At 44.1% G+C, this 10,202-nt stretch carries 10 protein-coding genes and 1 pseudogene; 3 read left to right on the top strand and 8 right to left on the bottom strand.

What is annotated here, in order from left to right; all coding sequences use genetic code 11:
• A partial coding sequence (locus tag AC1MDJ_RS05495) for a beta-ketoacyl synthase N-terminal-like domain-containing protein (protein ID WP_479689942.1) occupies window positions 1–373 on the bottom strand: 373 nt, incomplete at its 3' end.
• Here AC1MDJ_RS05495 and AC1MDJ_RS05500 point away from each other — a divergent pair.
• Window positions 299–625 (top strand): annotated as a pseudogene (locus tag AC1MDJ_RS05500) (beta-ketoacyl-[acyl-carrier-protein] synthase II); the annotation flags it as partial. The gene AC1MDJ_RS05495 and the pseudogene AC1MDJ_RS05500 sit on opposite strands and share 75 nt — an antisense overlap.
• Window positions 618–1,322, top strand: coding sequence for a ribonuclease III (gene rnc, locus AC1MDJ_RS05505; protein ID WP_479689943.1), 705 nt, complete (start codon window positions 618–620; stop codon window positions 1,320–1,322). The pseudogene AC1MDJ_RS05500 and the gene rnc, both read left to right, overlap by 8 nt.
• 12 nt (window positions 1,323–1,334) lie before the next feature.
• On the opposite strand, the gene mfd is transcribed toward rnc, so the two are convergent.
• The 7 genes from mfd to AC1MDJ_RS05540 form a co-directional block, all read right to left on the bottom strand.
• Window positions 1,335–4,643 (bottom strand): transcription-repair coupling factor, encoded by a 3,309-nt coding sequence (gene mfd / locus AC1MDJ_RS05510; protein WP_479689944.1) that lies wholly within the window; start codon window positions 4,641–4,643, stop codon window positions 1,335–1,337.
• The gene (locus tag AC1MDJ_RS05515) at window positions 4,640–5,182 is read right to left on the bottom strand and encodes a hypothetical protein (protein WP_479689945.1); all 543 of its coding nucleotides are present in this window, start codon (window positions 5,180–5,182) and stop codon (window positions 4,640–4,642) included. Before AC1MDJ_RS05515 ends, mfd begins: the two co-directional genes overlap by 4 nt.
• 6 nt (window positions 5,183–5,188) lie before the next feature.
• Window positions 5,189–5,944, bottom strand: coding sequence for a flagellar type III secretion system pore protein FliP (gene fliP, locus AC1MDJ_RS05520; RefSeq protein ID WP_479689951.1), 756 nt, complete (start codon window positions 5,942–5,944; stop codon window positions 5,189–5,191).
• The gene (locus AC1MDJ_RS05525) at window positions 5,926–6,726 is read right to left on the bottom strand and encodes a FliO/MopB family protein (RefSeq protein WP_479689946.1); all 801 of its coding nucleotides are present in this window, start codon (window positions 6,724–6,726) and stop codon (window positions 5,926–5,928) included. The genes fliP and AC1MDJ_RS05525 overlap by 19 nt, the downstream gene beginning before the upstream one ends.
• Window positions 6,716–7,003, bottom strand: coding sequence for a FliM/FliN family flagellar motor switch protein (locus AC1MDJ_RS05530; RefSeq protein WP_479689947.1), 288 nt, complete (start codon window positions 7,001–7,003; stop codon window positions 6,716–6,718). The genes AC1MDJ_RS05525 and AC1MDJ_RS05530 overlap by 11 nt, the downstream gene beginning before the upstream one ends.
• Window positions 7,004–7,010: 7 nt before the next feature.
• Window positions 7,011–7,526 carry a flagellar basal body-associated FliL family protein gene (locus AC1MDJ_RS05535; protein ID WP_479689948.1) on the bottom strand — a complete coding sequence of 172 codons (516 nt, stop codon included), beginning with the start codon at window positions 7,524–7,526 and terminating at the stop codon, window positions 7,011–7,013.
• 72 nt (window positions 7,527–7,598) lie between these two features.
• Window positions 7,599–8,480: a glycosyltransferase family 2 protein gene (locus tag AC1MDJ_RS05540; protein ID WP_479689949.1), complete on the bottom strand. Its 882-nt coding sequence runs from the start codon at window positions 8,478–8,480 to the stop codon at window positions 7,599–7,601.
• Window positions 8,481–8,717: 237 nt separating this feature from the next.
• On the opposite strand from AC1MDJ_RS05540, the gene AC1MDJ_RS05545 reads away from it, so the two are divergent.
• Window positions 8,718–10,202 (top strand): filamentous hemagglutinin N-terminal domain-containing protein (locus AC1MDJ_RS05545; protein WP_479689950.1); only part of this gene is annotated, 1,485 nt, incomplete at its 3' end.

Genomic DNA, 10,202 nt, shown 5'->3' on the forward strand with positions numbered 1-10,202 from the left:
TCCTATCACTCCTACGGCGGTGAGTGGGTTTATCAATATGAAAGCATTGTCTCGGCGAAACGATGCGCCGACTAAAGCTAGCCGTATTGATGATAGCCGCAGGTATGAAGAACGGCGATACGCCACGATAGCCACGCTTTACATAGTCCATATGCGTCCTACAGGTGGTCTCAAAACCACCTATACCAGAGCCTATTATAGCCCCAGCACGCTCATGGTTGAATGGATAGTCGTCAAGTCCAGCGTCTTTCATAGCCATATCAACTGCGGCTATGGCGTATAGGATATAGTTATCGTATCTTCTAGCCTGAACGATGAGCTTGAAACGCTTGCTATAAAGCAGGTGTTTGGCGACCATGCGTATAAGGTGCATATTAGTTCTACTAAATCAATGACGGGGCACATGTTAGGGGCTACTGGGGCTGCTGAGGTTATCTATTCAGCACTTGCGCTAAGGGATAAGCTTGTGCCACCCACAATCAACTATGAAACTAAAGACCCTAAATGCGACCTTAACTATACGCCTAATAAATCTGCTAAACTAGATACTGCCCGCTATGCGCTCTCTAATTCGTTTGGTTTCGGCGGGACGAACTCTACGATAATAGTAAAGCGGTATGAATAAGGACTCTACTCAGCTTGAAAATGTGCTGGGCTATGCCTTTACTGATAAAACTATACTCACGAAGGCTTTGACTCACACGTCTTATGCGTATGAGCATGGTGTTTGCTACTCAAATGAGCGGTTAGAGCTACTAGGTGATGCAGTGTTGCAGCTAGCACTCACGGAATTCTTAATGACAATCTACAAAGACGAGGACGAAGGGCAGTTGTCGGAGCTACGTGCATATTGTGTGGCGGAGAGTTGTCTGTATAGATGTGCGGCTCACCTTGGTATCGGCGATTTTCTATTGCTTGGCAATGGGGAGATTTCAAGTGGCGGGGTCAATAAGCGTTCGTTATTGGCTGATACCTTTGAGGCGATAATTGCTGCGATTCACCTAGATGGTGGCTATAAAGAGGCAAAAGCGTTTATATTGCGCAATCTGACAGATATTTTGATGAAGGTACATGACACTGGCGAGCATATAGACCACAAATCAAGACTGCAACACATTACTCAAAAACGGTATGGGATATTGCCGACATATAGGGTATTGGAAGAACGCGGACCTAGCCACGATAAGGTATTTACGATAGAGTGTAGCGTTAGAACGCCAGTTGGATTATTAAAGGCGCAGAGCATTGGTAAGAACAAGAAGGTAGCGGAAAAGGCTGCCGCTACCAAGCTGATAGATTTGCTTCCGGGCAAGAAAGCTTAGACGTTCTTTTAGTTATTTATCGTTTAGCTGTTCAATAAACTGCACAGTTGTTGTCAGCGTGTCCTCGCCTGCTGGTAGTGCAAGCAAAAATTCGTATTCCCCGATAAATCGGAATTTTAATTTTAGTTTTTCTGCTACAGACATTAGCTTTTGTGGTTCTATCCTTGATTTCTGTGTCAGTGCAAAGTTTATTTGCTGTGGGTAGAGCACCGCTTTTGTTATGCCTAGTGCACCCGCTGTATTTTTGATTAGCATAATATAGCCTAGATTGGTTGTCTCTTTGCGAAGCTCCCCGTATAGCATTTTTAGCTCGTCAAAGAGAGCAGTCATCTGGCTAGCGTCTTTTATGCCCGCAAAGGCGCGGTAGTAGTCAAGGCGTGTTTTAGCATCATCTATGTAATCAGCCGCGATGTAGTGCGGATATTGCGTGATAATCTCCGTATCGCTTGTTATGCCATCAGCCTCTTGCAAGGCGGATACAGCCTCATATATCATCTGTAAAAACAGTTCATAGCCTATTTTTATAGCAAACCCTGACTGCTGTGCTCCCAATATATCGCCTGCGCCGCGTAGCTGTAAATCAGACATTGCAATTTTCAGTCCGCTACCTAAATCTGACAATTGTCCGATTATAGCAAGCCGTTTCTTTGCTGTGGGGCTGAGAGTTGCGAAATCTCTCACCAGCAGGTAGCAATGCCCGCGTCTGCCACTGCGACCGACGCGCCCTTTCAGCTGATATAGTTGCGACAGTCCGAAGTGTGCCGCATCGTCAATAATAATCGCGTTCACATTGGGTATATCTATCCCATTTTCTATAATGGTCGTTGATACAAGCACATCTATATCCCCGTTGTAGAAACGCCGCAATATATCCTCCAGCTCTTTAGCCGCTGTCTGTCCGTGCGCCACCGCCACACGCGCCAGAGGCACTGTTCGCTGGACTATATTAACAACATTAGCGATGTCAAGTATCCTGTTGTGCAGGAAAAATACTTGCCCGCCGCGTTCCAGCTCCCATAATATAGCCGATTGAATCTCATCCTCTGTGCGGATGACCTTTATGCCTACGGGCAATCTGTTAGTCGGTGGCGTTTCTATAGTGCTGATGTTGCGGATGCCTGATAATGATAGTTGCAGTGTTCTAGGTATCGGCGTAGCACTCATCGCCAGCACGTCAACGTTAGCGCGTAGTGCTGAAATCTTTTCTTTATGGGCAACTCCAAACCGTTGTTCCTCGTCTATTACCAATAATCCTAAGTTCTTGAACATTATATCGTTTGATAGTAGCCTATGCGTGCCTATTATAACGTCAACTGCCCCTGATGCCAGCTTTTCACGCACTTTGCGCAATTCGGCAGTAGTGCGAAACCTGCTGACGAACTCTATCTCTACAGCCGTTCCCCTAAATCGCTCCAAAAATGTTATGTAGTGCTGACGCGCTAGGACTGTTGTAGGGACGAGCACTGCCACCTGCTTGCCACTCAAGACTGCTTTGTAAGTTGCCCGCATAGCCACTTCGGTCTTGCCGAAACCTACATCTCCGCAGATAAGCCTATCCATAGGCATTTCGTCTTCCATATCTTTATAAACATCTAAAACTGCCGCAAATTGGTCGTCTGTTTCATCGTAGGGGAATCGGCGTTCAAACTCATCTAGTTCAGCACCGCCTGCGATAAAACGGAAACCTTTTTGCACCTTGCGCTCGGCGTATAGTTTTAGCAGGTCTTGTGCTATTTTAGCGGCATTTTTGCGGGCAGAAGCCTTTGTTTTAGCCCATGCGGCTGATTGTAATGATGACAAGTGTGGCTTGGCATCGCTCACGCCGATATATTTCTGAAGTTGTGATATTTGCGCTAGTGGCACGTATAGTGTGCTGTCATTTTCGTAAGTGATTTCTAGATAATCTCCTTCTACATCGTCTATCTGCTGATGTTTTAGCCCCTTATACACGCCTATGCCGTAGTCAACGTGGACTATGTAGTCGCCCGCTTCAAGCTCTGATATTTTTGTGTCAAACCCAGCCCGTTTGGGCTTATTGCGCCTGCGGACAAAGCCAAATATGTCGTCATCTGATGCGCATACGATTTTTTCTTTTTCACTGATAAAACCGCCGCTTATGCTCTTTGTGTATAAATACAGGGCTTTTGGTTCACGCAGTTCAGATATATTGGATATTTCTATAACGGCAAGCTCATAATCTCGGCAATAATCACGGATTAGCTTAATAAATCGCCTGCTTTCAACTGCCGCCACCGTTCGCAAGCCTGACTCGTGCATCCGCTTGAATTCGTTCATAGCAGATGAAAGCGACTGATAAAAGTTTTTCTTCTCAAATGCAAAATGCGGTTTAACGCTCTGATACGGGCAAGCTATATTATCAATGCCATCTCCGCCGAGTGGCACATCTGTGAAGATGACGGCGTTAGTAGATATTCGGTTCTCTGCTTCGGCTGTTGTTATAAAAGCTGTGTTTTCATTGCCAGTTTTGTGTGTTTCATCAATGCGTTTTAACACATTGTCAAATAACTCTTTTGTTGGGGTGGGGGGCAGCACTACAAGCGGGCAATCTGGCATATAGTCAAATAGCGTTGCTGGTTCGTCATACACAGCTGGCACTAGCCAGTGGTGTCCCGCATACTTGCCGAAGTTTTCTATCTTTTCGTGGATAGCACTATCTAACCCCAATTCTAACAATTCATTAGTGGAAAATAGTATCTCTGAAACGGGTAGCAGAACTACACTATTTAACTCGTCAAGTTTTTTTTGCATAGCGACTTCGTAGCTGAATATTGTTTCTAATTCGTCCCCGTAATATTCTATGCGAACTGGGGTAGCTGCACCTAGCGGGAATATATCTACAATGCCGCCACGTGTGCAAAACTCCCCGTGTCCGTTCACTAGCTCCACAGGCAGATATCCGAGCCTATCAAGTGCATTCAGCAAATCTTGCCTTGCAAAAATGGTACCAGTCTTTAGCTCTATAATACTGTCTCTGAACGCATCTACGGGGGCAATCTTTTTTAGCAGTGCATAAGGTGTTGTTATCACAATGCTACAGGGGTTTGTCAGCAGGCTATGTAGTGCGTTAGCCCGTGCGCTCGCTATCTCATCCAGTACCCGCAGTTCGTCAAATGGCTCGTGTGTGTATTCGGGGAATATCAAAAGCTGTGTATTTTCATCTGCAAATAACATCAGCTCTGATAGGTATAGCTCCGCCTGTTTAGCGTCATCAGCGATGACTAATGCAGCTTCGCTAGCCTTTTTAAGCTTCAATATTTGCCCAGCACGGGCTGCACCAAATAGACCAGAATAGCTCGTCATACGGGGAATAATATATCGTCCACTTTTGCGCAGATAATATTTAGCGTTGTTATCTGAATATTGGAGATGAGCAGTGGGTCTTTTGAATCTACCGCTATGATTGTATCGCATAGTCCGCGCAGTGTGGCATTATCAGCACCTGCTAGACAGATTACCTTTGCGCCAGCCTCTGCTGCCGCCCTGAGTGCTGTGCTAACGTTATCTGGTAATGCTTCATTCATAATGCACATCAGAGCATCATTTGCCGTTATGAGTGTTTGTGCTTGCCGTTCAATATTGCCGGCGTCCAGTGCCAGTGCTGGCAGCGGCGGACGGGCAAACCTGCATTTTATTAAAAAGAGCGATTCTGCATAGTGTGCTAGGCAACAACTAGCTCCAACACCGCATAAGTATAACTTGTTGCCATCTAGCATAATGCTGGCAATAGTGGTGGCGGCTTGCTCCACTTGTATAGCGAAATCGTCTCCTGTATTTGTTTCAGCGAGTTTTGAGACGAGTGCAAGGTTGTCTTGCATGTATTTTTTGACTGATAAGCTCATAATTATTTATTGGTAGTAGCTCTTTACCAGCGAGGATACCAGCAACCCCCAGCCATCCACCAGCACAAAGAGTAATATTTTGAACGGGGTTGATACCATGTGCGGCGGTAGCATCATCATGCCCATAGCTAGCAACACGCTTGAAACGACAAAATCTATTATAAGGAAAGGCAGGTATAGCAAAAACCCTATCTGAAAGCCTAACTGCACTTCGCTTAGCACAAACGCGGCAATGACAACGTGGTCTGGTATTTCATTCACATTGCGCACTCTAGCCGAGCGTGATATATCTAAAAATAGCTCAATATCTTTCTTCTGCGTGTTTGCTACCAGAAATTTGCGAATGGGGGGTTTTATGCGTTCCGTCATCTCCTTGAACGTGATTTTTTCCTCAAAATATGGTGCAAGGGCTTCTCTATTAACGGCAGAAAACACAGGCATCATTATGAATATAGTCAGCAGTATTGCAAGCCCTACGAGTATTTGATTTGGTGGCATTTGTGCCGTGCCCATTGCGCTACGCAGGAAACTAAAAGCTATGATAATACGGGTAAAGGATGTTATTACCATCAGTATTGACGGGGCAAGGGTCAGCACGGTGAACAAGGCGATGATTTGTAAAACCATAGCCACGTCGTTGGGCGAGCTAGTTCCGCGCATGGTGAAACTAACATCGGGTATAGGCAACGTCTGCGGGATAGCATTAGTAGCCCCTGCCACAATGAATGCCAGCGCAAACAGGGTTATTTTTTTCTTAACGATGATAGTTTATCCTCTAATAAATCTCGCGAGTTCTTTATGTCGTCCTTTATCTCGCCACTTTTACTGAAGAAGTTCAGGTAGCTAGCAAAGTCTTTGCGGCGTGTGAACCCAGTTTTAATAAGCGTTACGCTTGCTGGGTCTGCAATTTTATCAACTACGTTTATACCACCGTCAGTAGCACCTAGTATATATATAACATCACCAAGCTCATAGAATATCAAACTACGCTTGATGCCCACATCAACGCTACCCAGCATTCTGCCTACACCCGGAATATCTGTCCTGACGCCACCCCTCAGCAGATATTTTACCACTAAATACATCCCTAAAATCAGCACAAATATTAAAAACAGTCCAATTATCATCCGCACATACGTACCAGTGCTCACCACAGGTTGCTGACTCTGCTGGACGGGGTTGATAGGGAGTGTAAATGTTATCTGGACGGATGTATCGCCACGCACTACGCTAGGCTCAATAACAGCACCATCAAAGCTGAAGTGCAATGACTTCTTGCCGCTGTCAGTTGTGAGCCATACGCTTTTTACGCCACTGTCAAAGAAATCTTGCCTTTCAAAGTTCAAGGGTTCAGTTGTGCTGAGCACAACTACTACTTCGCTAGCGGAGGTGTTAGTAGTCACATCAGAGTAGCCCCTAGTAAAGTTCACGTTGAATATTGCGCTACTACCAATGAACTCATAAGTTAGTTCCGCACTGACTGCCTGAACGGAGGCTAGAATATACACGCACAGCAAGAGGGCAGTGCGCAGACTATATGTCATACATCCCGTCTTTGTATTTGGCAATAAGCATATCTTTCGTCAATATGTCAGTAATGCGGACAGCAAACCGCTCGTCCAACACTACCGCCTCGCCGAGTGCAAGCGGTTTATTAGCTATCAAAATATCAACGGGTTCACCAGACGTCTTAGCAAGTTTGACTACAGAACCTCTTTCCCATTTCAACATTTCGCTGATGGTGACTTTTTTGCGTCCTAGCTCAACGAAGGCGTCAAACAATACCTCGCCATACGCTTCCCTGATGTATTCCCTATCCATGTATAATCTATTGCATCACAAATTCGGTAATAAATACATCGGTTACGCGCCCGCCCGCCATAATGGTGTTAAGTCGGCGCAATATCTCCTGCCTTAGTGCAACTTTGCCCTGCATGCTAGCTACTTCGTCTGATGTCTTACCTGATAACACAGATATGATGACGTCCTTTATGCGTGCCTCCTTGACGGTTATCTCCGCTGGAAAACCAGGCTCTTTGCTAAGCTCCAGTGCAATAGATGCTTTCAGGTAGCGTTGCCCGCCCGGGTCAGCAAGATTAACTAGGAATGGCGGATAAGCCTGCATAGGACCAGGCTCAGCCACTACACTAGGGGCTACTTGGTGTGCAACTGCACCACCATCTCCCCCAGCCGTTGCTCCATCGCCGCTAGGTTTCAGCACAAACATCTTGACGGCGATACCCGCTCCCGCGAGCGCCACAAGCAATATTGTTATCAGAAGTATAGGAGACTTTTTCTTTTTAGGCTCCTCTTGTCCTTCCTCTTTTTCTTCATCTTTAGCCATATTTAACCCCTCCGCCAATCTTTCAAACAACACTCTAAATAAAAATAGAGGGCTTGTCAAGATATAATAAAGCTATGCACAACACATAAACTTTATCCAGCGTAGGCACCACTCTGCTGGGTAGTGCAATCTATAGAGAATGGCGTTTCTACACGCAAATTTGGCTACGTGTACAACATACTTCAATACTCCGCAAAAGATGAGTACAGGGCTGTGAATTGCGACATCTGTTAGCGAACCTCTATGAGTGTAGTAATTGTATAGCCTCTCGTGTAACGCATAGCCAGTTTCTGCAACCATTAAATAGTTAGAAAAAAAAGCGTGGTCTTCAAAAATATTAAGTTCAGGGCAGGTAATGCCATATCTATCCACAACATCTTTCCTAATAATTTTATTACAAAGGCTGGGATTGATGGTAGCCCGTAGCATTTCACGCCTATTAGCTAGATGACCCGTCCTTTGCAAAGTAGTATTAGCCCGCCTAGTGCGGGCGTAGCGCTCCATATCAGGGCTAGCCGCAGCTACATTCATTCCGAAAAATGCCCAGCTACACTGCTCACGTTCAATAGTATCATAGCATTTTTGACAAGCGTTTAATTCAAACCAGTCATCTGGGTCACAACTCATTATATACATGCCCGTAACCTGTTTCAAAGCAAAGTTGCGAGCGTGTCCGACACTACAATAGTCTAAATCAAAAACCTTAATGCGACTATCGTGCTCTTCATATTCCTTTATTATTTTAAGGGAATCATCTGTAGAGCCATTGTTTATAATAATAATTTCTATCTTATCAAACGTTTGATTGACTAGGGAATCTAAACATTTTCGTAAATAGATTGACGCATTATGAACAGGAACGATAACGCTGATATTAGCTGATGTTGCGCGGGGGGGGGGGGGGCAGTTATCGCTCATCATTTTTAGCCGTTCTATGGTGTTCTTGCTATTCATATGGGGATGATAGCAAATATTGTTAGATTTGACAATGAAAAAGTTATCGTCCCTTATTGTCCCGTAAGCACCCTTTAGGGTTCGTCACAGTTAAATCCGAATACGAAAAGCTACATACAAAATCTTTATGAGTAGTAAAATAAAGTCTTGACATGTTTTTAGTGTAATTGTATAAAAGTGTTATACAAGGTGACTGTTTCATATTATTTCAATTTTTTATTAGGGAAGAGGTTAATTATGTTTAGTCTCAAGCTATGTATTTATAGGTATTTTAGTGTGCGTTCACTTGCGTATAGGCTTTTGACTTGCTATTTAATTGCCAACTTCATATTTTATCCTATTTATCCTGTATTTGCTGCTGATTTACTACCTGACGGGACAACGAGAACGACCATAACGCATTCAGAGAATAATACCCCAGTGGTTAATATAGCCCCACCGAGTCAGCGTGGTGTTTCTGTGAATAGATATACTAATTACAATGTAGGTGAGAATGGGCTTATATTTAACAATACTAATATTCAAGCGTATAATCCGAGTGTAGGGAGTGTGATAGGTGGTTTGCTAGACCCCAATCATAATATAGGCAATAATCCGATGGCTAGGGTTATATTGAATGAGGTGACGGGCGATACTGGGACGAGTTTAAGGGGTATAACGGAGATATATGGTGGCAGGGCTGATTTAATTGTTGCCAATCCGCAGGGGATAACGTGTGCTGGTTGTGGGTTTATAAACACGTCAAGGCTATCAATGGTGACGGGGTCAGCGAATTTAACACCGAATGAAGATGATATAGTTGATTTTTCAATATCGTCTTATGGGATATTGAGGATAGAGGGGGTAGGGGAGACTTATTTTGGTCTTGTTGCCAATAGTTCAGCAGATTTAGTATCAAGGGTAGTTCAGATAGCTGGGAGTATAAATGCAACGGGGAACTTAAACGTACTAACTGGCAATGATAAGTATGACTATACAAGCAATACGATAACGTCTAACAATGTGGGAACATTAGATAATAGGACGACAGGCAATGTTGAGATTGCGGTGGATAGTGTAGCATTAGGTGGGATGTATGCTGGTAAGATAAGGATAATTGCGACAGAGAGAGGTTTTGGGATAAACACACCAAGCGACCTGTTAGCAACGACTGATGGGTTAGAGATAACGGCAGACGGGGATATAGTATTTAAGAATGCGACTAGTGCAAAGGACGTAGCTGTAACGTCAAATAGTGGCAAAGTAGAGGCAAAGGGGACTGTTTATGCGCAGGATAATGTGAGCATATCAGCGGGAACGTCATTTATAAACACGAATACAGGGCTTATATCAGGGAATAACATATTGTTAAACGTAGCAGATAATATTAGTAATGTAGGTCATATAGGAGCATTAAGAGATTTAACAGCAAACACAAGCACGTTTAACAACTATGGACAGCTAGTAAGTGGCAGGAACATGGATGTAACAACTGCAACTGATTTTATAAACTATTGGCAACAAGACCAAAATAAGTCTCCCCTACCCCCTCTATCCTCAATATCCCATAAGACGATATTGAAAAATCAACTATATCATCTTCATTCGGTGTTAAATTCGCTGATGGTGACTTTTTTGCGTCCTAGCTCAACGAAGGCGTCAAACAATACCTCGCCATACGCTTCCCTGATGTATTCCCTATCCATGTATAATCTATTGCATCACAAATTCGGTAATAAATAC

It is taken from the genome of Candidatus Termitispirillum reticulitermitis, assembly GCF_054655775.1.

Bases quoted from the DNA above. Each gene is read 5' to 3' on its own strand.
- rnc (WP_479689943.1), top strand. From the start codon at position 618: ATGAATAAGGACTCTACTCAGCTTGAAAATGTGCTGGGCTATGCCTTT.
- mfd (WP_479689944.1), bottom strand. From the start codon at position 4,643: ATGACGAGCTATTCTGGTCTATTTGGTGCAGCCCGTGCTGGGCAAATA.
- AC1MDJ_RS05515 (WP_479689945.1), bottom strand. From the start codon at position 5,182: ATGAGCTTATCAGTCAAAAAATACATGCAAGACAACCTTGCACTCGTC.
- AC1MDJ_RS05525 (WP_479689946.1), bottom strand. From the start codon at position 6,726: ATGACATATAGTCTGCGCACTGCCCTCTTGCTGTGCGTGTATATTCTA.
- AC1MDJ_RS05530 (WP_479689947.1), bottom strand. From the start codon at position 7,003: ATGGATAGGGAATACATCAGGGAAGCGTATGGCGAGGTATTGTTTGAC.
- AC1MDJ_RS05535 (WP_479689948.1), bottom strand. From the start codon at position 7,526: ATGGCTAAAGATGAAGAAAAAGAGGAAGGACAAGAGGAGCCTAAAAAG.
- AC1MDJ_RS05540 (WP_479689949.1), bottom strand. From the start codon at position 8,480: ATGAATAGCAAGAACACCATAGAACGGCTAAAAATGATGAGCGATAAC.